Source organism: Streptomyces angustmyceticus, assembly GCF_040701845.1.
GTDB lineage: Bacteria > Actinomycetota > Actinomycetes > Streptomycetales > Streptomycetaceae > Streptomyces > Streptomyces angustmyceticus_A.
On record NZ_JBFBHQ010000003.1, the window covers coordinates 575,268 to 601,840 of the forward strand.

Annotated in this window: 19 protein-coding genes, 1 tRNA gene and 1 other RNA gene; 18 read left to right on the forward strand and 3 right to left on the reverse strand. The window is 72.3% G+C overall.

Annotated features, from left to right (window positions below; translation table 11 throughout):
- Nucleotides 1-80 precede the first annotated feature (80 nt).
- The 3 genes from AB0411_RS10000 (at nt 81) to AB0411_RS10010 (ending at nt 6,263) form a co-directional block, all read left to right on the forward strand.
- On the forward strand, nt 81-2,381 hold the full coding sequence (locus AB0411_RS10000) for a family 2 encapsulin nanocompartment cargo protein terpene cyclase (protein ID WP_366416757.1): 2,301 nt from the start codon (nt 81-83) through the stop codon (nt 2,379-2,381).
- A 152-nt stretch (nt 2,382-2,533) separates the two neighbouring features.
- Nucleotides 2,534-4,795 carry a nuclease-related domain-containing DEAD/DEAH box helicase gene (locus AB0411_RS10005; protein ID WP_366416758.1) on the forward strand — a complete coding sequence of 754 codons (2,262 nt, stop codon included), beginning with the start codon at nt 2,534-2,536 and terminating at the stop codon, nt 4,793-4,795.
- A 280-nt stretch (nt 4,796-5,075) separates the two neighbouring features.
- A complete protein-coding gene (locus AB0411_RS10010) occupies nt 5,076-6,263 on the forward strand; it encodes a hypothetical protein (protein WP_366416759.1) in 1,188 nt (395 codons plus the stop codon).
- Nucleotides 6,264-6,446: 183 nt separating this feature from the next.
- Here the strand turns inward: AB0411_RS10010 and AB0411_RS10015 are convergent, their stop codons facing one another.
- On the reverse strand, nt 6,447-7,019 hold the full coding sequence (locus AB0411_RS10015; RefSeq protein WP_366416760.1) for a TetR/AcrR family transcriptional regulator: 573 nt from the start codon (nt 7,017-7,019) through the stop codon (nt 6,447-6,449).
- A gap of 126 nt (nt 7,020-7,145) precedes the next feature.
- Here AB0411_RS10015 and AB0411_RS10020 point away from each other — a divergent pair, with 126 nt between their 5' ends.
- The 5 genes from AB0411_RS10020 (at nt 7,146) to AB0411_RS10040 (ending at nt 14,010) form a co-directional block, all read left to right on the forward strand.
- On the forward strand, nt 7,146-8,048 hold the full coding sequence (locus AB0411_RS10020) for an MBL fold metallo-hydrolase (protein WP_366416761.1): 903 nt from the start codon (nt 7,146-7,148) through the stop codon (nt 8,046-8,048).
- 615 nt (nt 8,049-8,663) lie between these two features.
- Nucleotides 8,664-8,798, forward strand: a complete 135-nt coding sequence (locus AB0411_RS10025) for a hypothetical protein (RefSeq protein WP_366416762.1) — start codon at nt 8,664-8,666, stop codon at nt 8,796-8,798.
- 372 nt (nt 8,799-9,170) lie between these two features.
- A complete protein-coding gene (locus AB0411_RS10030) occupies nt 9,171-11,015 on the forward strand; it encodes an ABC transporter ATP-binding protein (RefSeq protein ID WP_366416763.1) in 1,845 nt (614 codons plus the stop codon).
- 302 nt (nt 11,016-11,317) lie between these two features.
- Entirely contained in the window at nt 11,318-12,973 is a 1,656-nt protein-coding gene (locus AB0411_RS10035; RefSeq protein ID WP_366416764.1) for an APC family permease, read from the forward strand.
- Nucleotides 12,974-13,251: 278 nt separating this feature from the next.
- Nucleotides 13,252-14,010, forward strand: coding sequence for a hypothetical protein (locus AB0411_RS10040; RefSeq protein ID WP_366416765.1), 759 nt, complete (start codon nt 13,252-13,254; stop codon nt 14,008-14,010).
- Between the two features lie 90 nt (nt 14,011-14,100).
- On the opposite strand, the gene AB0411_RS10045 is transcribed toward AB0411_RS10040, so the two are convergent.
- Nucleotides 14,101-14,188: transfer RNA gene (locus AB0411_RS10045), tRNA-Ser, on the reverse strand.
- Between the two features lie 130 nt (nt 14,189-14,318).
- Between AB0411_RS10045 and ffs the strand changes: the two genes are divergently transcribed.
- The 10 genes from ffs (at nt 14,319) to AB0411_RS10095 (ending at nt 26,120) form a co-directional block, all read left to right on the forward strand.
- Nucleotides 14,319-14,417: signal recognition particle sRNA small type (gene ffs, locus AB0411_RS10050), an RNA gene on the forward strand.
- A gap of 45 nt (nt 14,418-14,462) precedes the next feature.
- Complete coding sequence (locus AB0411_RS10055) at nt 14,463-17,036, forward strand: DNA polymerase III subunit gamma and tau (protein ID WP_366416766.1); 2,574 nt, start codon at nt 14,463-14,465, stop codon at nt 17,034-17,036.
- A 178-nt stretch (nt 17,037-17,214) separates the two neighbouring features.
- Entirely contained in the window at nt 17,215-17,565 is a 351-nt protein-coding gene (locus tag AB0411_RS10060; protein ID WP_086718527.1) for a YbaB/EbfC family nucleoid-associated protein, read from the forward strand.
- Nucleotides 17,566-17,616: 51 nt separating this feature from the next.
- Entirely contained in the window at nt 17,617-18,216 is a 600-nt protein-coding gene (gene recR, locus AB0411_RS10065; RefSeq protein WP_086718526.1) for a recombination mediator RecR, read from the forward strand.
- Entirely contained in the window at nt 18,209-18,871 is a 663-nt protein-coding gene (locus tag AB0411_RS10070; protein WP_366416767.1) for a DUF5063 domain-containing protein, read from the forward strand. Before recR ends, AB0411_RS10070 begins: the two co-directional genes overlap by 8 nt.
- 571 nt (nt 18,872-19,442) lie before the next feature.
- On the forward strand, nt 19,443-20,714 hold the full coding sequence (locus AB0411_RS10075; RefSeq protein ID WP_088799022.1) for an aspartate kinase: 1,272 nt from the start codon (nt 19,443-19,445) through the stop codon (nt 20,712-20,714).
- Nucleotides 20,711-21,826 (forward strand): aspartate-semialdehyde dehydrogenase, encoded by a 1,116-nt coding sequence (locus AB0411_RS10080; protein ID WP_366416768.1) that lies wholly within the window; start codon nt 20,711-20,713, stop codon nt 21,824-21,826. Before AB0411_RS10075 ends, AB0411_RS10080 begins: the two co-directional genes overlap by 4 nt.
- A gap of 573 nt (nt 21,827-22,399) precedes the next feature.
- On the forward strand, nt 22,400-23,062 hold the full coding sequence (locus AB0411_RS10085) for a SigE family RNA polymerase sigma factor (RefSeq protein ID WP_366416769.1): 663 nt from the start codon (nt 22,400-22,402) through the stop codon (nt 23,060-23,062).
- A 593-nt stretch (nt 23,063-23,655) separates the two neighbouring features.
- Entirely contained in the window at nt 23,656-24,912 is a 1,257-nt protein-coding gene (locus AB0411_RS10090) for a hypothetical protein (protein WP_366416770.1), read from the forward strand.
- 284 nt (nt 24,913-25,196) lie between these two features.
- Nucleotides 25,197-26,120 carry an SURF1 family protein gene (locus AB0411_RS10095; protein ID WP_366416771.1) on the forward strand — a complete coding sequence of 308 codons (924 nt, stop codon included), beginning with the start codon at nt 25,197-25,199 and terminating at the stop codon, nt 26,118-26,120.
- A gap of 56 nt (nt 26,121-26,176) precedes the next feature.
- Here AB0411_RS10095 and AB0411_RS10100 read toward each other — a convergent pair whose 3' ends face one another.
- Nucleotides 26,177-26,563: a hypothetical protein gene (locus AB0411_RS10100; RefSeq protein WP_366416772.1), complete on the reverse strand. Its 387-nt coding sequence runs from the start codon at nt 26,561-26,563 to the stop codon at nt 26,177-26,179.
- Nucleotides 26,564-26,573 lie beyond the last annotated feature (10 nt).

The window sequence follows — 26,573 nt, forward strand, 5'->3', positions numbered from 1 at the left end:
GCCGGGGTAGCGCTGCCCCCGTCCAGGGGGGCGTGGATCGGCGCGTCCTCCTTCCGTACGCAGGGAAGAGGCCGCCACCGGTGACGCAGCAGCCATTCGAATTGCCCACCTTCTACACGCCCCATCCGGCGCGGCTGAACCCGCACCTGGAGGCGGCCCGTACGCACTCCACGGCATGGGCGCGCCGGATGGGAATGCTGGAGGGCTCCGGCATCTGGGAGGAGAAGGACCTCGCGGCGCACGACTACGCCCTGCTGTGCGCCTACACCCACCCGGACTGCGACGCGGACGCGCTCTCGCTGGTGACCGACTGGTACGTGTGGGTCTTCTTCTTCGACGACCACTTCCTGGAGAAGTTCAAGCGGACGCTCGACCGGAAGGGCGGCAAGGAGTACCTCGACCGGCTGCCCGCCTTCATGCCGATGGACCCGGCCGCGCCCGTCCCCGAGCCGGCCAACCCCGTCGAGGCGGGACTCGCCGACCTGTGGGCACGCACGGTGCCGCACATGTCCGTGGACTGGCGGAAGCGGTTCGCCGAGAGCACCGAGCACCTGCTCAACGAGTCGCTGTGGGAACTGTCCAACATCAACATCCACCGGGTGCCCAACCCCGTCGAGTACATCGAGATGCGCCGCAAGGTCGGCGGCGCGCCCTGGTCGGCGGGCCTGGTGGAGTACGCGGCCGGCGCGGAGGTGCCCGCGGCCGTCGCCGGCTCCCGTCCGCTGCGGGTCCTGCGGGACACCTTCTCCGACGCGGTGCACCTGCGCAACGACCTCTTCTCCTACCAGCGCGAGACGGAGGAGGAGGGCGAGCTGAGCAACGGTGTGCTGGTGCTGGAGACCTTCCTGGACTGCCCCACCCAGGAGGCCGCCGACGCCGTCAACGACCTGATCACCTCCCGGCTGCAGCAGTTCGAGAACACCGTGGTCACCGAACTCCCCGCGCTCTTCTTGGACGAGGGGCTGGACCCGAGGTCCTGCGCGGACGTGCTGGCGTACGCCAAGGGGCTCCAGGACTGGCAGTCCGGCGGCCATGAATGGCACATGCGCTCCAGTCGTTACATGAACGGCGGCGGGTCCGCGGCCGGCACCGCGCAGCCCTGGTCGCCGTTCGCCCGCGGCGGCCTCGGTACCTCGGCGGCGGACCTGAGGACCGCGCTGACCACGGCCGGCGCGCTCCGGCTGCGCGGCTCCACCCATGTGCCGCACCAGAAGGTCGGCCCCTCCCGCATCCCCGACCTCTCCCTGCCGTTCCCCACCACCCTCAGCCCGCATCTGGAAGGCGCCCGCCGCCGGGTGGTCACCTGGGCACGCCGGATGGGCTTCTTCGGCCCGCAGCCCGGCGTGCCGCTGTCCGACGTCTGGGACGAGCCCGCGATGGTCCGCTACGACCTGGCGCTGTGCGCGGCCGGCCTCCACCCGGACGCCACCGCGGAGCAACTGGACCTGGAGGCCGCCTGGCTGGCCTGGGGCACCTACGCCGACGACTACTACCCCCAGGTCTTCGGCCGGACCCGCGACATCGCCGGGGCCAAGGCGTGCACCGCGCGGCTGTCGGCCTGCATGCCGCTCGACCTCGCGGCCGCCGTGCCGGAGCCGGTCAACGCGATGGAACGCGGCCTGGCCGACCTGTGGGCGCGGACCGCGGGACCGATGACCCCCGAGGCGCGGCGGGCGTTCCGCGAGGCCGTCGACGCGATGACGGCCGGCTGGCTGTGGGAGCTCGACAACCAGGCACTGCACCGCATCCCCGACCCGGTCGACTACATCGAGATGCGCCGCGCGACCTTCGGTGCCGACCTCACCATGAGCCTGAGCCGCCTCGGCCGCGGCCGGCAGGTCCCTCCGGAGGTGTACCGCACCGGGACCCTGCGTGCACTGCAGAACGCCGCGGCCGACTACGCCTGTCTGCTGAACGACGTCTTCTCCTACCAGAAGGAGATCGAGTACGAGGGCGAGGTCCACAACGGCATCCTGGTCGTCCAGAACTTCTTCGACTGCGACTACCCGACCGCGCTGCACATCGTCCATGACCTCATGACCTCGCGCCTGGACGAGTTCCAGCACGTCGCCGCCCATGAACTCCCGGTCGTCTGCGACGACTTCGACCTGGGGCCACAGGCCCGCGAGGCGCTCGCCGGCCATGTCCACGAGCTGGAGAACTGGCTCGCCGGCATCCTCACCTGGCACCGCGACTGCCTGCGCTACACCGAGCCCGAGCTGCGTCATCCGGTCGGTTCGCCGGGGCGGCTGGGCGCGCCGACCGGGCTCGGGATGTCGGCGGCGCGCCTCTTCCGGTCGTCGGTCGCGGGGAAGGCCGCGGGGACGGTCGGGGGCACCGGGACGGGCGCGGGGACGGCGGCCGGGCTGGGAGCGGGGTAGGCGCCGGCCGGGCCCGGCCGACGCCGTCGGGCCCGCGGGCTCCCCGCGCCATGCCCCCGTGCCCCTTCCGTGCGCGGTACCACGTCATGTGCCATCGGCCTATGGTTCGTGACCCCGTGCCTACGGGGCCATGAACGGTGAGGGGGCGGGCCATGGCGGCAGGGAGTTCTCCGGGCGGTTCGGCAGGCGGTTCGGCGTCCCGGCGGGCGCAGGAGGCCCGCCGCCAGGAGCGGCTGCTGCGCGAACAGTGGCAGGCCGCCCGGCAGCGGGCCGAGCGCTGGGAGGCGGCGAGCGAGGGGGAGCGGCGGGTCGCGGCCCAGCTGCTGATGCTGGCCGGCCGGGGCTGGCGGCTGCTGGTGGACCGGCGCTGGCCGGGCACCCGTGCGGCCAATGTCGACATGCTGCTGATCGGCCCCGGCGGCGTCTTCGTCATCGACGTCAAGAACTGGCGGGCCGCGCCGGAGACCTCGGGCGGCCGGCTGCGGGCCGGCGGGTTCTCCCGCGACGAGCACCGGCGCAAGCTGCTGGCGGTCACCAAGGCCGCCGAGAGCGCGGTGGCCTCCCTGGGGATGTCCCCGGTGGCGGTGCGCCCGCTGCTGGTCTTCGCCGGCCGGCGGACCGACACGGAACTGGGCCGGATACGGCTGCTGGGCGAGTACGAGATCGGCCCGGCGCTGCTGTCGGAGCGCACCCGCCTGTCCGCGGCGTCGGTCCGCGCCCTCGCCGACCACCTGGCGCGGGTCTTCCCGGAGTACGAGGACCCGGCCGCCGCCCAGGACGGGGCCGCGGCACGGAACGGAGCCGCCGCACAGGACCGCGCCGCCGGTCGGGGCCGGGCCGCCGCCCGGGATGCGGTCTCCGCCCCGGCCGCCCCCGCATCGCCCCGGGGCGGCCGGGGCGGCCCCGCCCGTCCCCCGGCCGACGAGGCCGACGGTCTCTTCGACCTCGACGGCCTGCGGGAGGCCGCCCTCGACGAAGCGCGCCGCGCCCCCGTCGAGCAGTGGATGACCTTCCTCGACCCCGCACAGCTCGCGCTGGTGCGCCGCAACTGGGCCGGCCCCGCGCGGATCAGCGGCCCGGCCGGCACCGGCAAGACCGTCGTCGCCCTGCACCGTGCGGCCTACCTCGCCCAGCGCACCAACGGCCGCGTCCTGTACGTCACCTTCGCCAACAACCTGCCCCGGGTCCAGGCCACCTTCCTGCGGACCATGGCCCCCGCGGTGGCCGACCGGATCGACTTCCACAGCCTGCACTCCTGGGCGCGGGACTACCTGCGCGGCCGGGACGTCCCCGTCCACCTGCACAGGGAGAAGGCGGAGACGGCCTTCAGCCTCGCCTGGAAGCACGTCGGGCGGAACAGCTGCCTGACGGAGATCGATCCGCTGCCCCGCTACTGGCAGGAGGAGATCAACTACGTCATCAAGGGCCGCGGCATCACCTCCTTCGAGGAGTACGCCGGGCTCGCCCGTCGCCGCCGCCGCGCCGGCCTGCGCCGCCCGCACCGGCAGGCCGTCTGGTCCCTGTACGAGGCGTACGAGGCCCAGCGCACCGAGCGCGGCGTCCACGACTTCAACGATGTGCTCTCCCTCGCGCTCGCCGAGGCGTCCGGCCGCATCGGCCACAGCGACTACACCGCCGTCGTCGTGGACGAGGTCCAGGACCTGACGCTGGTCGGGGTGCGGCTGCTGCACGCCCTGGTGGGCGAGCGCCCCAACGGGCTGCTGCTGGTGGGGGACGGCCAGCAGGCCGTCTACCCGGGAGGGTTCCGGCTGTCCGACGCGGGCATCGACATCCGCGGGGACCGCGGGCAGGTCCTGCGGGCCAACTACCGCAACAGCAAGGAGATCGTGGACACCGCGCTCTCCGTGGTCGCCGACGACGCCTTCGAGGACCTCGACGGGATGCGCACCCCGGGCCGCCGGGACGTCGACCTGACCTACCTCGACGGTCAGGTGCAGCGCGCCGCGCTGCCCACCCCCGCCGCCCACGACGAGGCGCTGGTGACCGCGCTGGGCGCGCTCTCGCCGCAGGAGCTGGCCGACTCCGCGGTGCTCTGCCCTTCGAAGCGCGCCATCGAGCACTACCAGCGCCTGCTCACCCGCGCGGGCCTGCGCGTCTGCCTGCTGGAGCAGTACGACGGACATCCGGTCGGGGCCGTGAAGCTGGGCAGCTACCGCCGCGCCAAGGGCCTGGAGTTCAAGCGCGTCTACCTGCCCCGGCACGACACCTGCCTGCCGCTGGGGAAGCCGGACGACGGCCCGGCCGGCGAAACGGCCCACGAGCGCGGTGAGCTGGCCCGCAGTCAGCTCTTCGTCGCCATGACCCGCGCCCGGGACGTCCTGTGGCTGGGCAGCGTCCGGCCGCAGGACGGGGCCGACCGACCGCCGACGCCCGGCCCGTCGGGCAGCGGCTGACCGACCGCCGTCGCCCGGTCCGTCGAACAGAAGCTGACCGACCGCCACCGCCCGGCCACCGGAGGGGCGCTGACCGACCGTCGCCGGCCGGGCCGTCCCCCGAACAGCGGTCTCGGACCCCGCAGAGCCTCCTGCGGGGTCCTGCTGGCTGGTGAATATCCCGTCCGGGGTGAATAGTCCGATATGTCACAGGGAACCCCACATGGCGAAATCCCGCACGGGGTGTGACCGAGGGCCGGACCGCCGCCCATGCTGACGAGGAGTTCCGACTGTGCGACGCATGATCGCTTTGCTGGGCACCGTGGCCATCACCGGGGCGTCCGCCGCGTTCGGGCCGACCGACGCGGAGGCCGTCTCCGGCGTCATCACGTACCACATCCGGCAGGGCAACCGGATGTACCGGATCGAGGACCCCGGCGACGACCACTGCTACGGCGTGGGCGAGGGATACGGCGAGGTGGACAACGACACCCCCACCGACCTCGTCCTCTACAACGGCCGCGACTGCACCGGCTCCGTGGTGACCACCGTGCGCGCCGGCTCCTGGCTCAACGCACGGTTCGGAAGCCTGCGGCTGAGCGCGAAGGGCCCCCGCTACCCGCAGCCGGACGACCGCGACAACCCGGCACTCTCGAACAACCCGGACGACCGCGACAACCCGGCACTCTCGAACAACCCGGACGACCGCGACGCCCCGGCGCGCTCGGACGGCCGGGACGACCGGTACGACGGGGATGACCCGGCGCGCTCGGACGGTCGCGATGACCGGTACGACGGGGACGATCCGGCGCGCTCGGACGGTCGCGATGACCGGTACGACGGGGACGATCCGGCGCGCTCGGACGGTCGCGATGACCGGTACGACGGGGATGACCCGGCGGGCTCGGACGGTCGCGACGACCGGGATGACCGCGACGACCCGGCGCGCTCGGACAACCAGGAGGAGCCGGAGGGCCGGGAGTTCCCGGACGGTCCGGGGAACTCGGACAGTGCTGATCGGCCGACGAAGTCGGAGCGCCCGGCCAACTCGGACCGGCCGACGAAGTCGGAGCGCCCGGCCAACTCGGACCGGCCGACGACGTCGGATCGGCCGTCCGGCTCGGAGCGCCTGTCGAAGTCGGAGCGCCCCGTGGATCCGGTGAACGCGGCGGATCCGGTGAATGCGGCGGGCTCGGTGTACGGGGCGCATCCGGTGGGTTCCGGGCGTCCGGTGAACACGGCGCGTCCGGTGCACACCGCGCACTCGGTGAACCCCATGAAGACCGCGCATCCCAGACGCCCCGTGCACACCGCACACTCGGCGCACTCGGCCCGCCCGGTGAACACTGTGCGCCGGACGCACCCGGGGCACCCGGCGGGCCGAGTGAACACCGGGCATCCGACCAACCCGGCGTACCGCCTGAACCTCGCGGACCGGATGCGTCCGGGAAGCCCCGGCAGCCCCCTTCGCCTGGGATCCGGCGGCTGAGGTTCCCCCTCTCTCGGGCGCGTCACCGTGCCGCCGCGAACGCCCGCAAGCCGGGCGGCGGGCGACCGGTGATGCGCCCGACGGCGTCTGTGACCAGGTCGCGGGCGCCGTCGGCCAGAGCGCGGCCCGGGCCCGCCCACGGGGTGGCGAAGGCGGTGGGCGGCGGGGCCGAGGCCCGGGCGGTCAGTGCGGCGGCATCAGCCCGGAGAGCGTCGCCTCCACGAGGCCGCGGGCGTACGACGCGTCCATCGGGCCCGGCCGGAAGACCAGCCGGTAGATCATGGGGGCGACGATGTGGTCCATCACGATGTCGGCGTCCGGCACCTGCTCACCGCGGTCGGCGGCGCGGGCCAGGATCACGTCCACCTGCTCGGCGGCGTAGGCCGAGCACCGGCCCGCATGGCTGCCGTCCGGATCGCCGGCGAGCGCGTCACGGAGATAGGCCCGCCCGGGGGGCGAGGCCATCTCCTCCAGGAACTGTTCGGCCCAGGTCTCCAGGTCCGTGCGCAGCGCGCCGTGGTCGGCGGGCGGTGCCTCCGGGCGGAGGCGTTCGACGGCGACGTCGGACAGCAGCTCCTGGAGGTCTCCCCACCGGCGGTAGATCGTCGACGGCGTGACACCGGCGCGAGCGGCGACCAGGGGAACCGTCAGCGCCGCACGGCCCTGTTCCGTTTCGAGTGCGCGCACGGCTGCGTGCACCGATTCCTGGACGCGGGCACTACGCCCCCCGGGGCGGGTCATCGGCCTGGGGCTCATGGCTCCACTTTAAGGGCTCCCGACGGCGCACGCAGCCATAAACGCGAACTGTTTGCGTTAGCGCGGTGGGCGAGTTACCGTGGCGTAACGCAATTATTTTGCTTTTGGCTCGTGAGAGGACAGCTCATGCATGCCGTCAGTGACGTGGCCCCCGCTTGGACGGTCGGCGACCTCACCGTCCACCGGATCGACGAGGTGGCGCTCCCCGCGCGGACCGGCCGATGGCTGCTGCCCGACGCCACTCCGGACGTGGTGGCCCAATCCCCGTGGCTGCAGCCGGACTTCGCCGACCCCGAGGGCGCCCTCCGCCTGGTCACGCACAGCTTCGCCCTGGAGGTGGCGGGCCTGCGCATCGTCGTCGACACCGGAATCGGCAACGACAAGCCCCGGGAGAACCCCGCCTGGGACCACATGAACAGCGACTACCTCCAGCGCCTGACGGCGGCCGGCTTCGCCCCCGAGACGGTGGACCTGGTCCTCCTCACCCACCTGCACACCGATCACGTCGGGTGGAACACCCGCTCCGACCAGGGCGAATGGGTCCCCACCTTCCCCCGTGCCCGCTATCTGACGGCCCGTGCGGAGTGGGACCACTGGGCCGGCGTGGAGCTGGACGCGGCCCGCCGCCAGATGTTCCGGGACTCCGTCCACCCGATCCGTGACGCCGGTCTGCTCGACCTGATCGACGTGCCCGCCGAGGGAACCGCGGTCGCCCCCGGCGTCCGCCTGCTGCCCACCCCGGGGCACACACCCGGCCAGGTCGCCGTGGAGCTGCGCAGCGCCGGACAGACGGCCCTGATCACCGGCGACTGCGTCCACCACCCGGTCCAGCTCTCCCGCCCCGCCATATCCAGCTGCGTGGACGCCGACCCCGCACAGGCCGCACACACCCGCCGCACCCTGCTCGCCTCGCTCGCCGGCACCGACACCCTGCTGCTCGGCAGCCACTTCCCACCCCCCACCGCGGGCCGCGTCATCGCCGACGGCGACGCCTACCGCCTCTCGGCCGTGGCCCCGACCCGCCCGTGACCCGGAGGGGAGCGGGGGCCGGCTGACGTGGGTCGTGGCGCGGGCCGAGGGGCCGTCATGGCGCCGGTCATGGCGCGGGCCAAGGTGCCGTCATGGCTCGCGCGGGGGCTGCTGCGGCATCGCCAACTCGGGCCGTACGCCGCCATGTTGCCCGTTGCCGAGCCGATGGTCAGGCGGCGTGCCGGCCAGGTGGGGTGACGGGGCGGCAGTGTGACGGCTCGGCGGTGGGAGACCCGACGGCTCGATGGGCCGGCGAACCGGTGGCGCGCCCGTTGTCGCTCCGCTTCTCGCTGCCGGGGCCCCGCGGCCCGTCTGTTGCCGCAGGCCGCCCGCTCCGTAAGTCCCGCTCCGCCCCGCCGACTCCGCCCGCCCCATTGCCCCGAGCATTCGGCCTGCTCAGCCCACCGGCTGCCCGCCCGGCCGCCCCGTCCACCCCATGAATTCGGTATCCGGAGAGTCACCTTTCGCCACTTTGCGGCATGTTTAAAAAGAATATTGGCTTATGTCTGAATTTTCACGCAATTGCCCTTGTTGGAGACAGGTGAGCGTCGTAGCTTGGGAGTTGTCGAGCCGGTAACGGTCCGACAACAAGGCAAGAACAACAAGGAGGCGAGAATGAGCTTCCGCAAGGTCTTCCCCAGAAGGCGCAATCGCGACCACGACGACTGGCACGACCACGACCGTAACCGCCGCAGGCGCCGCAGGAGGTTCAACCGCGGGCGCCGCTACAGGTTCGGTTACCGCTACTGACGCACACCTCTGAGTTCGAGGCTGGCTCGCGTACGCCGCGGGTCCGCCTCGTCGTTTTAGGGGGCGGTGCCACTCGGTCCCGCTCGACAACCGACCAGCGACGAGATGACGTAGATCATGAACCTGCGCAGCTCACGCCGGCGCGGAGAGCGCCCTGAAGCGTCGCCTCGACGAGGCGAGGAAGCATCGCCCGTTGGACAGGGCTCACCCCTGCCGCACGATGCCGGCGAAAGTTCCCCCGACTCCTCCGATTCGCCCGACCCTCTCGAACCTCCCCGTCCCCTCGAATCCCCTGATTCGCCCGATCCACCCGACCCCGCGGACGGTGTGCGCTCACGGCGGGCCCGGGGCCCGCGGCCACCGGACGCCGCCATGGACCGCGTGTTCCGCGAACTCGTCGCGGACACCTCGATCCGTACCAGGCGGGTGGGCTTCAAGGAGGCGGTGCGGCGTTTCTGGCCGCTGACCCGCGGCGACCGGCGATGGATCATGCTCGTCATCCTGAGCGCCATCGTCGCCGCGTTCGCGGAGACCGTCGCGATCCTCCTCTTCGCCCAACTCACCGACAACGCCCTGCAGAAGGGCTCGATCAGCGCCTTCTGGCAACCCGCCGGACTGTGGCTCACCGTGGCCGTCGCCGGCGCGATCGTCGGATACCTGGGCAGCTCGCTCGCCGCCTGGACGGCGGAGCGCTTCGTGATGCGGCTACGAGCCCGCGTCTTCGCCCATCTCCAGACGCTGCCGCCGCACTTCTTCCAGCGCAACCGCCGCGGTGACCTGGTCGAGCGGCTGACCGGCGACGTCGACGCCATCGAACAACTCGTGGTCTCCGGCCTGGTCCAGGCGGCCACGGCCCTGTTCGGCGTCATCTTCTACGCCGGAGCCGCGCTCTGGCTGCGCTGGGACCTGGCACTCGCCACCTTCGCGCTGGCCCCGCTGTTCCTCGTCGCCACCACCCGCTTCACCCGCCGGGTCAAGGAGGTCTCCCGCCGGGAGCGCTCGGCGGACGGCGCCATCACCTCGGTCGTCGAGGAAGGCCTGGTCAATGTCGTTCTCACCCAGGCCTACAACCGTCAGCGGGACGAACAGGAGCGGCTGCAGCGCGAGGCCCGCAAGTGGCTGCGGGCGTCGGTGACCAGCGCCCGCATCAACGAGCTGTACGGACAGCTGGTCGAGGTCCTCGAAACGCTCTGCGTCCTGGCGATCATCGGCCTGGGCGTCTGGGAGATCTCCTCGGGGCGGATGACGCTCGGGCAGCTCCTGGCGTTCGCCGCGTTCGTCGGCTACCTCTACCCGCCGATCCGCGACCTCGGCCAGCTCGGACTGACGGTCACCGAGGCGACCGCCGGCGCCGAACGACTGCTGGAGATCCTCGACGCCCCGCCCGCCGTCACCGACCCGGACCCCGCGACCGTCGTCCCGGCCCCGAGCCGCGCCGTCGGCGCAGTGGAGGTGTGCCAGGTCGGCTTCAGCTATCCGGGCGGCAAGGAACAGGTGCTCCATGACTTCTCGTTCACCGCGGTGCCCGGGGAACTGGTGGTCATCACCGGCCCCAGCGGCGCGGGCAAGTCGACCCTGGCGGCCCTGCTGCTGAGGTTCTACGACCCCGACACCGGCAGCGTCCGGCTGGACGGCATCCCCGTGAACCGGCTGCCGCTGGCCCAGCTCCGCCGCAACATCACCCTGCTGCCCCAGGACACCCTCGTCCTGCACGACACCGTGGAGGAGAACATCGCCTGCGGACGCGACGACATGACCCACGCCGACGTGGTCGGCGCAGCCCGGGCCGCCGACGCCGACGGGTTCATCTCCGACCTTCCCGAGGGCTACGACACGGTCATCGCGCCGGGCACCTCCCGGCTCTCCGGCGGCCAGCTCCAGCGCATCGCCATCGCCCGCGCCATGCTGCGCAACGCCCCCGTGCTCATCCTCGACGAGCCCACCACCGGCCTGGACACCCTGGCCACCCAACGCATCCTCGATCCGCTGCGGCGCCTGGCCGAAGGCCGCACCACTCTCGTGATCACCCACGACCTGGACCTCGCCACGGACGCCGACCGCATCCTGGTCCTGGACGAGGGACGCCTGGTGGAGTCGGGCCGTCACGACGAACTCCTCGCCCGCAACGGCCTGTACGCCACCCTCTTCCACGCCCACCCACCGCCCCGCAACGGCTCCGCACACCCCCTCGCCCGCCCGTCGGGCAGCAGCCACTGACGGTCACCGCCGGCGGAGGCCGCGGGGCGGACACCGGCACCGAGACCGACACCTGAGGCATGCCCGAGGCCCGCCCCCGGCCATCCGGGGCGGGCCCGCAACCAGATCCGCAACCTCCCGACCAGGGCCGTACGCCGTCCGGGCCTGGCGCGCCGCCACCCCCTGCCCGGCCCGAGCCTCCGCCCGCACTTCTCCCGCTTCTCCCTCCCCGATCACTCTCGGTGCGCACGGCGACACGCAAGGCGCATACCCGTCCGGCCCGCTTCCCGGGCCCAAGATGGTCCCGTGATCCAGGAGCACGCGTGACCAGGCCGGCCGCAGCGGGAAGCAACAGCGCCACCGGAGCCCACCACCTCCACCGGGCGGTGGGCTTCTGGGGGCTGATGTTCATCTCCCTGGGATCGATCATCGGCTCCGGCTGGCTGCTGGGCGCCCTGACCACCGCCGTCATCGCCGGCCCGGCCTCGCTGGTCTCCTGGGTGCTGGCGTCGACGATGCTCGCCGTACTCGCCCTCGCCCACGCGGAACTCGGTGCCACCTACCCGATCGCGGGCGGCACCGCCCGCTTCCCCTTCTTCGCCTTCGGCCCGTTGGTCGGCTTCACCGCGGGCTGGATGTCCTGGCTGCGGTCGGTCCTGATCTCGCCGATCGAGGTCGAGGCCACCCTCTCGTACATGGACCGCATCGGCTGGGTCCACGACCGGGTGCGCGTCCTGCACCCGAACGGCACCCTCACCTGGGCCGGACTGGTGATCGCCACCATCTTCATGATGATCTTCACGATCATCAACGTGCTCGGCGTGCGCCTGCTGTCCGGGATCAACTCGGTGACCGCGGTGGTGAAGACGGCCGTACCCCTGCTCACCGTGGTGGTCCTGATGACGCTGGCCTTCCACGGCTCGAACTTCACCGCGGGCGGCGGCTTCGCCCCGCACGGGGCACACGGCGTCTTCGCGGCCCTGCCCGCCGGTGTGGTGTTCGCGCTGCTGGGCTTCGAACAGGCCATCCAGCTGGCCGGTGAGGCGCGCGACCCGCAGCGCGACGTCTCCCGGGCGGTGATCGTGGCCATGGCGGTCGGCACCGCGCTCTACCTCCTGCTGCAGATCGCCTTCATCGGCGCCCTGGACCCCGACGCCCTGACCCGCAGCTGGGACAACCCGGTGGGGGAGGGCAACTTCGGCCCCTACGCCACGCTCGCCACCGCCGTCGGGGCCGGCTGGCTGGCGACCATCCTCTACGTCGACGCCGTCATCTCCCCGGCGGGCACCGGCCTGGTCTACATGGCCGGAGCCGCGCGTCTCTCCTACGCCATGGGACGCGAGCGGGTCCTGCCCCGACCCCTCACCCAGGTCGGCCGCAGCCGGGTGCCCGTCGTCTCGATCCTCCTCGCCTTCGTGGTCGGCGAGATCGCGTTCCTGCCGTTCCCCAGCTGGCAGGCGCTGGTGGGCGTGGTCACCTCGGCGGCGGCCGTGATGTACGCCTTCGCCCCCGTGGCGCTGCACGCCCTGCGCGTACAGGACGGCGGCCGGAACCGCCCCTACCGGCTGCCCGCCGGACCGGTGCTGGCCCCCGCCGGCTTCGTCTTCGCCAACCTGATCTTCTACTGGTCCGGCTACGAGGCGGACTGGAAGCTCGGTATCGCCGCCCTGCTCGGCTTCCTCGTCCTCGCGCTCACCCGCCGCGGCATCCCGGCGGCCGAACGCAGCGGGCTGCGCGCCAAATCGGCCCTCTGGGTGTGGCCCTGGCTCGGCGGCATGATCCTCATCGGCCGTTTCGGCCGCTACGGCGGCACCCGCGCGCTCCCCGACTGGTGGGACCTGGTCATCGTGATCGTCTTCAGCCTCGCCGTGCACTACACCGCCGTACGCCTGGCCATGCCTCCCGAGGAGGTGGACGCCGCCGTACGCCACGAGGAGGAGGGCGAGTCGGTCCCGCCGGCGCCGGGTGCGACGCGGTGACGGACCTGCCGGGGCGGCGGCGGTACGCGTCACCCACCTCCGCGAGCGGCAGCAGAGCATCGCGGATGAGTGCGATGCGTTCGTCGCCTGGGTACGGGATCACGGCGACGTCGGACTTCACTCCTGCGCACTGACAGTCGAGGACGGCTCGATCAATACCAGTCGGTTGTGGACGGGAGCGCTGCACACCTCCACGACCGCTGACTACCAACCACGTTGATGAGGCGCCCTGTCGGAGCGCCAGTGGCCGTCTCTATGGTGGAGAGACGGCAAATGGGGTGTGGCACACCGGATATGGCATAGAGGTCGATCTGTCCCTGCCCGACCTCGGCCACCCGGGGCGTCCCGATCGGCTGCGGGAGATCACCGCCAGGGTCACCGACCGCGACCCGCGACTGCTCGAATGTCTCGCACACCACGACGGACGGGAATGCGTGTCGGAGACCGGTGGGAAGCCGCCGTGGATGTTCATCCGCCGAGGCAGGGCCGGGGGACGGCGGCCGCTCGTGGCCTCGCACCTCCCGATCACGCACCGGGCGACCCCGGCGGAGAGCGCCCGGCACAAGGCCACCAAGGAGCGGATCGTCGAGACCGCCGGGCGGTACGGCCTGGACGCGGAGGCCGAGGTGCCCATGGCCAACCGGCGGAGCATCCCGGATGCCGTCGTCACCGGTTCCGGCGGTCCCGCCCCGGCCGGCGAAGATGACGACCTGGTCACCTTCGCCGAGCAGGAGATAGACCGCACCTGCCGGGCAGGCGAAGGCAACGGGTTCCCCAGTGACGCCCGGCCTCTTCGCGATCTCGGCCGACCGACAGGTGGCTTCACCCTCCCCTGCCTGCCTGCCTGCCTGCCGGCTCGACGCTCCAGCGACCCGACGCGGATCACTCCCGTCGAGCGGGCGGCAGCCTCCGCGGCGCTGGGCTGCCCGCCATGGGAGCTCGGGCCGTGTGCCGGCTGCACCCAGATGATGCGGCGGTACGGGCAGAACGCGGCCATGTGCTGCAACGTGTGCCGGGCCGTCCTCAACGGGCGGTAGGCGGGAACTGCGACCAAAACTGCGACCACTACCGCGAAGGGCCCCACCGCAAGCGGTGGGGCCCTTCAACGTTGTGCCCGGTGAGAGCACTGGCGGAGGATACGAGATTCGAACTCGTGAGGGGTTGCCCCCAACACGCTTTCCAAGCGTGCGCCCTAGGCCACTAGGCGAATCCTCCGCCGCAAACAATACAAGACGTTGGGGAGTGCTCGCGACCATGATCGTGGGGAGGGGTTCGGAGGGGGAGGGAAGTGGGTCGGGGTGAGGGTCCGGGTCGTTTCCCGGGCGGGGGATCCGCTACTGTGGTGCGCAGCCCCTCACGTGGCGCTATCTGACTGAACTCCCCCAGGGCCGGAAGGCAGCAAGGGTAGGTCGGCTCTGGCGGGTGCGTGGGGGGCGCTTGCGTTTACGGGGCCGGTCGGTTGTCGGTGCGGCCCGATATCGTCGTATGCGTGTCGTCCCTTGCGCTGTACCGCCGCTACCGGCCCGAGACCTTCGCCGAGGTCATCGGGCAAGAGCACGTGACCGATCCGCTGCAGCAGGCATTGCGGAACAACCGCGTCAACCACGCCTATTTGTTCAGTGGGCCGCGAGGCTGCGGCAAGACGACCAGTGCGCGGATCCTGGCGCGCTGCCTCAACTGTGAGGAAGGTCCCACCCCCACGCCCTGCGGAAAGTGCCAGTCGTGCCTGGACCTGGCCAGGAACGGCCGGGGCTCGATCGACGTGATCGAGATCGACGCGGCGTCGCACGGTGGCGTGGACGACGCCCGTGAGCTGCGGGAGAAGGCCTTCTTCGGGCCGGCCAGCAGCCGCTACAAGATCTACATCATCGACGAGGCGCACATGGTGACCTCGGCGGGCTTCAACGCCCTGCTGAAGGTCGTCGAGGAGCCGCCGGAGCATCTGAAGTTCATCTTCGCGACGACCGAGCCCGAGAAGGTCATCGGGACGATCCGGTCGCGTACGCACCACTACCCGTTCCGGCTGGTGCCCCCGGGGACGCTGCGGGAATACCTGGCCGAGGTGTGCGGGCGGGAGGAGAGCCCGGTCGAGGACGGGGTGCTGCCGCTGGTGGTGCGCGCCGGCGCCGGGTCGGTGCGTGACTCGATGTCCGTGATGGACCAGCTGCTCGCCGGTGCCGGTGCGGACGGTGTGACGTATGCCATGGCGACGGCGCTGCTGGGGTACACCGACGGGTCGCTGCTGGACTCGATCGTGGAGGCGTTCGCGGCGGGGGACGGCGCGGCGGCTTTCGAGGTCGTGGACCGCGTCATCGAGGGCGGCAACGACCCGCGGCGCTTCGTCGCGGACCTGCTGGAGCGGCTGCGGGACCTGGTGATCCTGGCGGCCGTGCCCGAGGCCGGGGAGAAGGGGCTGATCGACGCCCCGGCGGATGTCGTGGAGCGGATGACGGCGCAGGCGTCCGTCTTCGGGGCCGCGGAGCTGAGCCGGGCCGCCGATCTGGTCAACACGGGCCTGACGGAGATGCGCGGGGCGACCTCGCCGCGGCTGCAGTTGGAGCTGATCTGTGCGCGGGTGCTGCTGCCCGCGGCGTACGACGACGAGCGGTCGGTGCAGGCGCGGCTCGACCGCCTGGAGCGCGGCGCGGGTGCGGCGCTGCTGGGCGGGGCCGGCGGCGGCGCGGGGTCCGGGGCGGGCCCCGGGGCCGGGGCGCCGGTGGTGGCGTCCGGTGGCGGGCCCGCGGCCGGATACGTACCGGGGCCGGAGGCGCATCCGGCGATGCCGGCCGGCGGACCGTCCGGGCCGGCGGCGGCGCGTGCCGCGGTGCGGGGCGCGGTGAGCGGAGGTGCGAGTGGCGGCGCGGGGGCCCCTGGTGCCCCGGCGCCCGCTGCCCCGGCGCCCGCTGCCCCGGCGCCCGTTGCCCCGGCTCCCGCCCAGGCCGCGCCGCCCGCCGGGGCGCCCGGCGGGCCGGCGGCCGCGCCCGGCGATGAGCAGCAGCAGGGCGACGGCGGCGGTGCGGCGGCGCCGCAGGGCGGTCCGGCCCAAGGCGGTCCGGCGCAGGCTCCGCCGGCCGCGGCGCCGGGCGGGGGCCAGGCTGCGTCCGCGCGGCCGGGCGCCTGGCCCGGGAGCACGGGCCGGGGCAACGGCGCCGGCGGAGGCGCCGCGGGCGGCAACGGCCCCGGTGCCGGACGGCAGCCCGGTGGCTGGCCCACGGCCGTGGCGCCGGGGCAGGGCGGCCAGGCGCCGCAGGGCGGGGAGCCCGCTCCGGCGCCCTCGCCGCCGTCTTCGCCCGGCCCGGCGGCCGGTCCGGGCGCGCCCGTGGCCCAGCAGCCGCAGGCCGGGGCGGCCCCGGGGGCGGCACAGGGCGCCGCCCAGGTGCGGCAGATGTGGCCGGACATCCTGGAAGCGGTGAAGGCCCGCCGGCGTTTCACCTGGATCCTGCTGAGCCAGAACGCCCAGGTCTCCGGCTTCGACGGCACGACCTTGCAGATCGGCTTCCCCAACGCCGGTGCCCGCGACAGCTTCGCCAACGGCGGGAGCGAGGACGTCCTCAAGGACGTGCTGGCCGAGCGGTTCCAGGTGCAGTGGCGGGTCGAGGCGATCGTCGACCCGTCGGGCGGCGCCAACCCGCCGGCCGGCGGCGCGCCCCGTAGTGGCGGTGGCGGATTCGGCGGCGGCGGTGGCTTCGGCGGCGGGGCGCCCGCCGCGCCGCAGCAGGGCGGGCCGCAGTCCCCGCCCCAGCAGAGCGGCCCGTCGGCGTCCTCGTCGTCCGGGGGCCCGTACGGACAGGGCAGTGGCGGATCCGGAGCCTCCGGCAGCGGTGGCGGCCAGGGCGCGCGGATGGCGCGGGAGGCCGTCGCCCCGTCGGCGTCCGCGGGCGCCGGGCCGTCAGGACCCGCGGCGGAGGCCTCCTCCACCCCGCCCGAGCCCCCGCCGATGTCGATCGAGTACGACATGCCGGCCGAGGACGACCCCGACCTCGTCGACTCCGCGCTCAGCGGCCACGACCTGATCGTGCGCGAGCTCGGCGCGACGGTCATCGAGGAGTTCAACAACGAGTAGCGGGCGACGCGACACCGCGTAGGCAGCGCGTCGGCAGGTCGGCGAGGGGGCGGAACGGTAAGCGGACGTACACCGGACGTACACCCGTGCTCCTCCCTCCGGCGTAGGGCGCCGGGCCCGTGAAACACGTAGGCTCGGGCTACCGCACCAATCGTTGTCGTATGGCAGGAGTCACGTCGTGATCCCCGGTGGTCAGCCCAATATGCAGCAGCTGCTTCAGCAGGCCCAGAAGATGCAGCAGGACCTCGCGGCCGCCCAGCAGGAGCTGGCGGAGACGCCCGTCGAGGGTTCCGCGGGCGGCGGTCTGGTCAAGGCGACGGTGACCGGCTCCGGTGAGCTCCAGAGCCTGGTCATCGACCCCAAGGCAGTGGACACCGACTCGGCGGAGGAGACCGCCGAGACGATCGCCGACCTCGTGCTGGCGGCGGTCCGGGACGCCAACGCCAGTGCCCAGCAGCTGCAGCAGCAGAAGCTCGGTCCGCTCGCCCAGGGTCTGGGCGGTGGCGGAATCCCGGGTCTCCCCTTCTGAGGAGTAGCCAACTAGCGTACGCACCACGGCAGAAGAGAAAGAAGACGTTCCGTGTACGAAGGCGTGGTCCAGGACCTGATCGACGAGTTGGGCAGGCTGCCCGGCGTCGGTCCCAAGAGCGCGCAGCGGATCGCCTTCCACATTCTTCAGGCCGAGCCGACCGATGTCCGCCGGCTCGCGAACGCGCTGATGGAGGTCAAGGCGAAGGTCCGGTTCTGCGGTACCTGCGGCAATGTGGCGCAGGAGGAGCAGTGCCGGGTCTGCCTGGACCCGAGGCGTGATCCGGCGGTCATCTGCGTTGTGGAGGAGCCCAAGGACGTCGTGGCGATCGAGCGGACGCGTGAGTTCCGCGGCCGCTACCACGTCCTCGGCGGGGCGATCAGTCCGATCGAGGGCGTGGGCCCGGACGACCTTCGGATCAGGGAACTGCTGGCCAGGCTCGCGGACGGCACCGTCACCGAGCTGATTTTGGCCACCGACCCGAATCTCGAGGGCGAGGCCACGGCCACGTACCTGGCGCGCATGATCAAACCCATGGGCCTGAAAGTGACGCGACTGGCGAGCGGTCTGCCGGTCGGCGGCGATCTGGAGTACGCGGACGAGGTCACGCTCGGGCGGGCCTTCGAAGGGAGGAGACTTCTCGATGTCTGATGCCACGCTGCACAACGCGACCCAGGACCCGGACGACTTCGCCGTATCGATCTCCGACTCGGTCGAGAGCTTCATCGTCGCGGTGACCGAGGTCGCCAAGGGCGACGAGCCGGACAGCGCGGTTCCCTTCCTGCTGCTGGAGATCTCCCAGCTGCTGCTCACCGGCGGCCGCCTGGGCGCCCACGAGGACTTCGTCCCCGACGAGCGGTACGAGCCGGACACCGGCCCGGAGCCGGACGTCGACGAACTCCGCGAGCGCTTCGCGACCCTGCTCGACCCGGTGGACGTCTACTCCGAGGTCTTCGACCCGTACGTACCGCGCAGCGAGCCGGTCGCCAGCCGCATCTCCGACGACCTGGCCGACATCATCACCGACCTGCGGCACGGCCTGGCGCACTACCGTGCGGGCCGGGTCAGCGAGGCCCTGTGGTGGTGGCAGTTCTCCTACCTGTCCAACTGGGGCCCGACCGCCTCGGCCGCCCTGCGCGCGCTGCAGTCGCTGGTCGCCCATGTCCGCCTCGACCAGCCGCTGGTCGAGCTGGACGGTCTGGACACCGACAGCGACGTCACCGGCGGTGAGGACCGGCTCGCCGAGGAGGCCGGCCGGGTCATGGCGGCGGAGATCGCCGGGCCGCTGGGGCTGCGCAGGGTGTGAGCGACGGGCCGGCCGCGGTGTGAGCCGTGAGCCGGCCGGCCACGGGGCCTGCGGAGAAACCCGCGGGCCGGCCCGCGCCGGGCTCGTGGCGGGCTGCCCTGAGCCGCTGCGGGGGCGTGTGACCGTGCCTGTGCGCCGCCACCGCCGAATGCGCTCGCCTGTGTGCCGCCGCTGCCGCAGTGCGCTCGTCCGCGCGCTCCGGCCCCTGTGACGCGCCCGTCGCGCGCCGTCACGCTTCGCGAGACGATGCGCCCGTGCCGTCCGTCCCGTGGGCCTCTCGCCGCGCCCGGACCTTGTGACCTGGGTTACGTTTTCGTGTGTACCGCCCAGGAGCGGGCATGTGCTCGCCGGGCAGGCGCAACGGTGCGCCTTGTGGAGCCGCCTCGGGACGTGAAACTCACGGGACAGGTGATCACGGTGAGAACCCGTGATCAACCAGTGAGTCTCACGTCTCACGATGTGGTATCAGCAGGGCGGACTCCGCTTGCTCGTTAGACTGAGCCGACCGCAGTACCCCCATTTCCGGGGGTCCGGGAGGAAACTCCCGAAGAGACAGTTGCGAGGAGCGCACGTGGGCCTTGTCGTGCAGAAGTACGGCGGCTCATCCGTTGCGGATGCCGAGGGCATCAAGCGCGTTGCCAAGCGAGTCGTCGAAGCCAAGAAGAACGGCAACCAGGTTGTCGTGGTGGTTTCGGCGATGGGCGACACGACGGACGAGCTGATCGATCTCGCGCAGGAAGTGTCCCCGATTCCGTCGGGGCGCGAGTTCGACATGCTGCTGACCGCCGGAGAGCGGATCTCCATGGCCCTGCTGGCGATGGCGATCAAAAACCTCGGCCATGAGGCGCAGTCCTTCACGGGCAGCCAGGCCGGCGTCATCACGGATTCCGTGCACAACAAGGCACGGATCATCGACGTCACGCCGGGCCGCATCAAGACCTCCGTCGACGAGGGCAACATCGCCATCGTCGCCGGATTCCAGGGCGTGTCCCAGGACAAGAAGGACATCACGACGCTGGGGCGCGGTGGGTCGGACACGACCGCCGTCGCGCTGGCGGCCGCCCTGGACGCCGACGTCTGTGAGATCTACACCGATGTGGACGGTGTCTTCACCGCCGACCCCCGGGTCGTGAAGAAGGCCCGGAAGATCGACTGGATCTCCTTCGAGGACATGCTGGAGCTGGCCAGCTCCGGATCCAAGGTGCTGCTGCACCGTTGCGTCGAGTACGCACGCCGTTACAACATCCCGATCCACGTCCGCTCGTCCTTCTCGGGACTGAAGGGCACCTGGGTCAGCAACGAACCGCAAGGGGACCAGCCGATGGAGCAGGCAATCATCTCGGGCGTCGCACATGACACCTCCGAGGCGAAGGTCACGGTCGTCGGAGTCCCGGACAAGCCGGGCGAGGCCGCGCGCATCTTCCGTGCGATCGCGGACTCCGAGGTCAACATCGACATGGTCGTGCAGAACGTGTCCGCCGCGTCGACCGGTCTGACCGACATCTCCTTCACGCTGCCCAAGGCCGAGGGCCGCAAGGCCGTCGCGGCCCTGGAGCGGACCCGTGCCGCGGTCGGCTTCGACTCGCTGCGCTACGACGACCAGATCGCCAAGATCTCGCTGGTCGGCGCGGGGATGAAGACCAACCCGGGGGTCACGGCGACGTTCTTCGAGGCGCTGTCCAACGCGGGCGTGAACATCGAGCTCATCTCGACCTCCGAGATCCGCATCTCGGTCGTCACCCGTGCCGACGACGTCAACGAGGCCGTGCGCGCCGTGCACACCGCCTTCGGTCTCGACACCGACAGTGACGAGGCCGTGGTCTATGGCGGCACCGGCCGATGATTCCGGCCGAGGCGGGCCGTCCGTCCCTCGCTGACACGGCGTGGGCGGACGCCCGTACGGCCGCCAAGCCGCATCTCGCCGTCGTCGGCGCCACCGGCGCCGTCGGCTCGGTCCTGCTCGGCATCCTGTCCGAGCGGGCCGACATCTGGGGCGAGATCCGGCTGATCGCCTCGCCCCGTTCGGCCGGCCGCAAGCTGACCGTGCGGGGCGCACAGGTCGAGGTCGTCGCGCTGAGCGAGGAGGCCTTCGACGGCATCGACGTCGCGATGTTCGACGTCCCCGACGAGGTCTCCGCACAGTGGGCGCCGGTCGCGGTGTCCAAGGGCGCGGTGGTCGTGGACAACTCCGGCGCGTTCCGGATGGACCCGGACGTGCCGCTCGTCGTGCCCGAGGTCAATGCGCACACCGCGCGGGTGCGTCCGCGCGGCATCATCGCCAACCCGAACTGCACGACGCTCTCGATGATCGTCGCGCTGGGTGCGCTGCATGCCGAGTACGGAGTGAGCGAGCTGATCGTCTCCTCGTACCAAGCCGTCTCCGGGACGGGGAAGGCCGGCGTCGACACCCTGCGGGCGCAGCTGTCCGCGGTGTCCGGCACGGAACTGGGCACCACGCCCGGTGACGTGCGGCGGGCCGTCGGGGACACGCTGGGCCCCTTCCCGGCACCGATCGCCCTCAATGTCGTGCCGTGGGCCGGCTCGCTCCAGGAGGACGGCTGGTCCTCCGAGGAACTCAAGATCCGCAACGAGTCCCGCAAGATCCTCGGGATGCCGGACCTGCCGGTCACCGCGACCTGTGTACGGGTGCCGGTGATCACCACGCACTCCCTGACCGTGCACGCCCGGTTCGAGAACGAGGTCTCGGTCGCCGGTGCGCACGAGATCCTGGCCGCCGCCCCCGGGGTCGTCCTCTGCGACGACCCGGCCGAGGGCGAGTACCCGACCCCCGCCGATGTCGTCGGCACGGACCCGACCTGGGTCGGACGGGTGCGGCGCTCGCTGGACGATGCGCGGGCACTGGAGTTCTTCGTGTGCGGGGACAACCTGCGCAAGGGAGCGGCCCTGAACACGGCGCAGGTGGGGGAGCTGGTGGCGGGGGAACTCCGGGGGTAGCGGCCGCCGGTGGCGCCGGGGAGGGGCTGCGGGGGCCGGGGGTGCGACGCGGGCGCTCTCCCGTTCCGGCCCGAGCGTTGTTGCGGGCGCTTCCGTGTGTCTGGCCGGAATGGTGCTGCGGGCTCACTCCTCCGTCCGGCCGGGATGTCGATTCCGGCTCTCCGGTGCGTCCGTTTCCGGGATGCTGATGCGGGCTTCGGCCCTCTCCTGTGGGGCGACTTGGCGGGATCGGTCTCCTGTGGCGACCGCCTGGGAGATACTTTGTGGGGCGTGTGAAGATTCTGTGAGCGGATTGTCGGCCCGGGCCTCTTGAGCTGGGCTGACGGCCTGTTCGGCCATTCGCTCCCCGCCGTGCTGCAACCGGCAGTTGGGCGGGGAGCGTCTTTGTGGCCGCCCTCAGGGGTGGCCCGGGATGTCCACGGGCCGCAGGGTGAGGCCCCGGCTGCCGGGGAATTCGCGTCGGGGTAATCAGGGCATTCAGGAAGAGCTGGTACGCATGAGGGCATTGGATGCATCGTCAAAAGCGGTGCCTTGCGCGTACAACCCTTACAGGGGGAAGCGTGTCCAACAGGCGTGGCAGAGGTACTCGGATTCACCATCGCCCCAGCAGGGGCCGCGGGCGCAACAGTGCGCCCGCCGCGTCCCCTTGCGTCCGGGGGCATGCCAGTGATCGCGCCCTGGCCCACCACGCGTCCCGCACAGATTCCTCCGCAGCGTGGGGACACTGACGACGCGATGGCAGCGGGCACCACAGTCGACCACCTCACCGAGACCTACCGGGCGCACTACCGCTCCCTGCTCGGTCTCGCCGCGCTGCTCCTCGACGACACCGCCTCCTGTGAGGACGTCGTCCAGGAGGCCTTCATCCGCGTGCACTCCGCGCGCGGACGGGTGCGCGAACCCGAGAAGACCCTCGCCTACCTCCGGCAGACGGTGGTCAACCTCTCGCGCTCCGCGCTGCGTCGCCGCATCCTCGGGCTCAAGCTGCTCTCCAAGCCGATGCCCGACATGGCGAGCGCCGAGGAAGGCGCCTACGACCTGCTGGAACGCGACCAGTTGATCAAAGCGATGCGCGGGTTGCAGCGCCGGCAGCGCGAGGTGCTGGTGCTGCGCTACTTCGCCGATATGACCGAGGCACAGGTGGCGCAGACGCTGGGCATATCGCTCGGCTCCGTCAAGGCCTACGGGTCGCGGGGCATCGCGGCGCTGCGCGTCGCGATGGAGGCTCCGGCATGAGTGGCACAGCGTTCGGCCGGTACGACCCGCTCGATCCCTGCGGCCCGTCCGGGGCGGCCCGTCCGGGGCACCCGGACCGCCCGGGCCCTCCGGGCCGTTCAGGCCTCCCGGTCACGTCGAGCGGTCCGCTCCACCCGAACTCCCCGATCACCTCGAACACCCTGAACACCCTGATCACTCCGAACACCCCGAGCAGGCCGGCCGCCCCGGGCCGGGCCGGCGACATGAGCAATGCGATCCACCCGATGAACCAGAGCGGCGCACGCGGCAACGGGCTCGGCCCGCTCCCCGCGGACCACGAGACCGCCCCGCACGGCCGTCACCACGACGCGGCCGGAGCCCGTGGTGCTCCCGGCGAAACGGCGCGTGGGACGTATGCGGCGCGTGAGGCACAAGGGCACCCGGGAGGCCGGTCGGGCGAAGGCCGCCGGTCGGGCGAACCGTGCGAGCAGGGAGCGAAAACCGGCCAAAATTCCGGCGACGGCGCTGACATCGGTGTCGGGGCGGCTGGGGCTGGTGATACGGAGCGGGTGCCCGGCGGTACGGAGCGGGCACCTGGCGGTGGCGAGCAGCGGCCCGGCAGCGGCGCGCAGGTGCCTGACGGCGCGAGGCAGACGGCGGGCGCCAGGGATGACGCCTCGGGCGGCGCCTCGGCTCGTACGGCTGCCGCATCGGCCGGTGCGGAGGACCCGGCCGACGGGCACAGCGACGGGCGCGACGGCCACGGCGACGGGCCCGACAACCACGCGTACGGCAGCGAGGCGCACGCCATTGCCGCCTTCGGTGGCGGCGGCGCGGGCGACGGCCACGGCCGCAGCCACCCCACCGGCGGCTTCGGCGACGAGGACGACCTGAGGCGGCTGCTGCAGTCCCGTGTGGGCGCCCTCGAACCCTCGCCGGACGCGTTGGACCAGCTGCGCCGCGCGGTGCCCGCCCGCCGTCAGCGCCGTCGGCATGTCGTCCTGGGCGCGGCCGCCGCGCTGCTCCTCGGCGGCACCTCCATCCCCGCCATGGTCCACGTGGTGAACCTCGGCGACAGCTCCGAGGAACGCGCCGCCAACGCGGCGAGCAACCAGCGGGCCCAGGGCGGTACCGGCGGCATGCACGGCGAGGGCACCGAGCAGGCCGGCCCGCGGCCCACCCAGAAGGGCGGCGAGACGCCGGGCGAGGGCAAGCCGGAGGGGCCGGGCAAGGCCAAGGGGAAGGGCGGTGTGGGCCCCGGGACGGGCGACGGCACGCCCGCCCCGGACGAGACCATGGACGTCACCTCGCCGGCCTGCGGGCGCGACCAGCTCGGGCAGGGCAGCAGCAAGGTCGACCCGGCGGACTCCTCGGGCCGCATCTACGGCACGTTCCGGGTGGTCAACACCTCCGGTGCCGCCTGCTCCGTCGAGGGCGGCGGCGCTGTCGGCCTGGTCGCCCAGGGCTCCACGAACCCCGACCGCATCCACGTCGTCGACCACACATCGGGCGACGAAGCCACCGGCCTGCCCGACCCGGCCACCACCCCTGACCAGCTGGTTCTCAAGCCGGGGGAGGCGTACGAGGTCAAGTTCGCCTGGATCCCGAAATCCGGCGGCGGCGCCACCGGATGCGTCAGCCCCGGGCCCTCGCCGACCCCCGACGCCTCCAAGGACCCGGGGCAGTCCCCGGACGCCGGGACCACGGCGGCGGGCGACAGCGGCGGTGGCCAGGCGGGCGGCGACGAGGGCGCCGGAGGCGGCAGCGCGTCCGGTGGAATCGTTCTCAGCCATACGCCGGAGGCCGGCGAGCCCGCCGTGGCCGATGCGAAGATCACGGACGCCTGCGCCGGGACGGTGTACCGGACCGAGGCGCTGTCGGGCTCTTAGAGGCTTGGGTGTTGGGGCCTGCCCTCCCGCCTGATGCCCTCCCGCCTGATGCCCTCCCGCCTCTTGCCTGGTGCCCGCCGTCCGTCGGGCGCCGCTCGCCGCTCGCTGCTCGCCGCCTGGCGTCCGGCGTCTCTGCTGTCGTCCCCGCAGGCAGCCGTCCGCGGCCTGAGGCCCTGTGAGGGCAACCACCGGGCCCCCAGCGCAACCGCCCAGGTCCTGAGGGCGGCGGCAGGGCCGGGAGGGGGCGGTGCGGCCCCGCGGCATCGGCCCCGTACCGTTGTGGTGTGTACCGGTTCCTGCTGACCCCGCGGTGGTGGGGAATCAACGTGTTCGCCGTACTGGCGATTCCGCTCTGCATCTTCATGGGCAGCTGGCAGCTGAGCCGCTTCGAGGACCGCGTCAACACCCATCAGCAGCAGGAGGACCGCTCCGCCCGGGCCGAGTCCGCCGCGGCCCGACCGCTGGCCGACCTGCTGCCCGTCGACATGGTCACCTCCGGCCGGCAGGCCAGCGCCCGCGGGCACTACGACACCCGGCACCAACTGCTCGTACCGGACCGCACCTTGAAGGACAAGCACGGCGAGCAGCAGGGCTTCTACGTCCTCGACCTGCTGCGTACGGACGGCGGCAAGGCGCTGCCGGTCGTACGGGGCTGGCTGCCCGGCGACGCCGGCACCAAGGCGGACACGGCACGGGTGCCCGCGCCGCCCAAGGGCGAGGTGACGGTCACCGGGGCGCTGCAGGCCTCCGAGAACCAGGGCACCGACGGTGTCCAGGCCGGTGGCGGGCTGCCGCAGGGGCAGCTCGGCATGATCAGCGCGGCTTCGCTGGTCAACATCGTGCCGTACGAGGTCTACGACGCCTGGATCACGCTCACCGACGCCCAGGCGCCGCTGCACGCCGTCCCCCCGGCCGCCGCCGAGGGCAGCGGCCTGGACCTCAAGGCCTTCCAGAACCTCGGCTACACCGGCGAGTGGTTCGTCTTCGCCGGCTTCGTCGTCTTCATGTGGTTCCGCCTCTTCCGCCGTGACGCCGAGGCCGCCAAGGACGCGGCGCTGGGGATCGTGCCGGAGGAGGACGGGGGCGCGTCCGGGGACGTGTCCGCTGCGTCCGCCCGGGCTGCGACTCCGGCGGCGTCTCCGGCCGACGGGCGGGGTGCCGGCGAGGGCGAGGAACAGGGCGAGGCGGCGCGGGCCGGACGGGCCTGAGCCCAGCCGGTCGCCGACCGCTACTGCAACCATGTTGCACCTGGTCAGAGGCCGTATCACGGCAGTAGCCGCAATCGGGTCGGCGTGCCACGGTAGGCCATATGGCAGGCAACCGCACCCATGCGCACGGTCCTGAGCATGACCACGATCCCAGCCATGATCACGACCATCACGACCATGACGATCAGCGCGACCATGACGATCATCACGATCAGCGCGACCATCACGATCAGCGCGACCATCACGATCAGCGCGATCAGCGCGACCGCAGTGATCGCAGTGATGGCCGTAACCGCCGCGACCGCCCCGAGCGACGTGGGCAGGACCACCCGGCCGTGGACGCAGCCGGACCCGTACCCGTGGACGTAGGCCTTGGGGTCGGCGTGGCCGGTCACGGCCCGGTGGACACCGAGCACCCGCGGCACGGCCATGTGCACGTCCACGACGCCCACG

Bases quoted from the DNA above. Each gene is read 5' to 3' on its own strand.
- AB0411_RS10080 (WP_366416768.1), top strand. From the start codon at position 20,711: ATGATTCCGGCCGAGGCGGGCCGTCCGTCCCTCGCTGACACGGCGTGG.
- AB0411_RS10030 (WP_366416763.1), top strand. From the start codon at position 9,171: ATGGACCGCGTGTTCCGCGAACTCGTCGCGGACACCTCGATCCGTACC.
- AB0411_RS10015 (WP_366416760.1), bottom strand. From the start codon at position 7,019: ATGAGCCCCAGGCCGATGACCCGCCCCGGGGGGCGTAGTGCCCGCGTC.
- AB0411_RS10025 (WP_366416762.1), top strand. From the start codon at position 8,664: ATGAGCTTCCGCAAGGTCTTCCCCAGAAGGCGCAATCGCGACCACGAC.
- AB0411_RS10005 (WP_366416758.1), top strand. From the start codon at position 2,534: ATGGCGGCAGGGAGTTCTCCGGGCGGTTCGGCAGGCGGTTCGGCGTCC.
- AB0411_RS10010 (WP_366416759.1), top strand. From the start codon at position 5,076: ATGATCGCTTTGCTGGGCACCGTGGCCATCACCGGGGCGTCCGCCGCG.
- AB0411_RS10020 (WP_366416761.1), top strand. From the start codon at position 7,146: ATGCATGCCGTCAGTGACGTGGCCCCCGCTTGGACGGTCGGCGACCTC.
- AB0411_RS10070 (WP_366416767.1), top strand. From the start codon at position 18,209: ATGTCTGATGCCACGCTGCACAACGCGACCCAGGACCCGGACGACTTC.